The organism is Planktothrix sp. FACHB-1355, from assembly GCF_014748295.1.
Lineage (GTDB): Bacteria > Cyanobacteriota > Cyanobacteriia > Cyanobacteriales > Aerosakkonemataceae > Aerosakkonema > Aerosakkonema funiforme_A.
Genome location: NZ_JACJUP010001297.1, coordinates 1 through 1,760, shown reverse-complemented (window position 1 = coordinate 1,760; position 1,760 = coordinate 1). Strand labels below are relative to the sequence as shown.

Below are 1,760 nucleotides of genomic sequence, written 5' to 3'. Positions count from 1 at the left end.
CTGTCTGCTCATATGTATCTACTTATTTAGAAACCATCGCTGTTTGGATTACTTCTAATACCGCCGAACCTTTTATGATAGCGGTTCCCTGGATTAATTTTTCATTTCGCCATAGCAAATCTTTGTTAAAATTATTAACAAAGCAACTGGTTTCATTCAACCAAAACTTGATAAACCTTCACAGGATGTTCGCGTCCCTTGAGCAAAACGCTGCCGACAAGTTTGGTGAGAAACTTGTCTTGATTATACACATAAGTGTCTTCGCTAATCAAAATTCGGCAGCTACCTCCATCAAGGGTCTTATCATAACTTTCCAGCCGCGAGGCAATATTAACTGTGTCTCCGATCACAGTATAATCCTGTCTGCGATCGCTTCCTAAGCTGCCGGCCACAACTACACCAGTAGCAATGCCTACTCGCATACATACAGTAGGTAGACCCTGACTCTGCCACCGCCTGTTCAGCGATTTTAATACCTCTGCCATTGCGACAGCACAACTGACTGCTTTTTGGGCGTCTAAAGCGATTTTTTCAGGAGTTGTAGATGGGATCGGAACGCCAAAAACTGCCATAATTGCATCGCCGATAAATTTGTCAATTACGCCGTCGCGATCGAGAACAACTTGCGTCATTACTTTCATATAATCATTGAGCCAAGACATCAGTATTTTTGGCTCCATATTTTCGGCAATGCTGCTAAAACCTTTTAAGTCGGTGAATAAGACAGTTGCCATCATTTCTTGGGCTTGTAATTCTCCCTCTTCTAAAAATTTAGATCGATCGCGCCAGATAGCCTCTGCTATTTTTGGCGTTACATTGCGCTCAAAAAGCTTCATCAAAGCTTGACGTTCTTCCCTTTCTAAATTGGCGATGTGAATAGCCATCGCCATCTGAGAAACAGATAAAGCTAGTAGCGAAGGAACTACTGGAATCCACCAACCGATCGAAAATGCTAGGTAAGAACCAATAATTAAAATTCCTCCGGCAATTGCAATTGTGAATATTATCCAATAAGCTGAATAAACTCGGTATTTTGTACTAAAATATCTCCCCCACAAAGCCAAACTTACACCAATTACCGACCACCCAAAAATCCACAACCACTCTAAAGGTTCAGACCAAACTTGAATCAAAGGTCGTCCATCAAGTGCAGCTGCAATCATTTGGGAGATCGAGTTGGCATGAATTTCTACTCCAGAAGTACGTTTGGGAAAACTCGAAATAATAGTATCATCGTAAGGAGTCTGGAAATAATCTTGCAAACTAGCGGCATTTGAACCAATTAACACAATGCGATCGCGCATCAAATTGGCTGGAATTCTATTTTCCAAAACATCCATCATCGTGACGATTTGGAAAGTTTCTCGCGGCCCTCTAAAATTCATCAGCACCTGATATCCGCTTGCCGAAGTACGCACATAGCCTCCATCATTCGGCTGAAAACGAATAAATACCGCCTTACCCAATTGTAAATATTCAGGATTTACTGCCGCATTTTTCGGAATAATTCCCTTACTTTGCAGATAAATAAAAGCGAGCTTCAGAGGTAAACTGGGGACAACTTCACCGTTATTATTTCCTATATATAGGAAACCCCGACGAACTTTGCCATCTGCATCTATCACTAGATCGCTAGCACCAACTTGTCCTTTATTAGCCAGTATTGATGATGGATTAACTGCAAAACCATTTCGAGCGCCACTTACTTTTTTTACTCCTATCAAATTAGGAGTTGTCTGAAAAACTTGAACTAGCTTTTG

At 41.2% G+C, this 1,760-nt stretch carries 1 protein-coding gene; it reads right to left on the bottom strand.

The features are described from left to right. Nucleotides 1-152: 152 nt before the first annotated feature. Nucleotides 153-1,760, bottom strand: a 1,608-nt coding sequence (locus tag H6S82_RS31735; protein ID WP_191057386.1) for an adenylate/guanylate cyclase domain-containing protein, incomplete at its 5' end; no start/stop codon positions are given.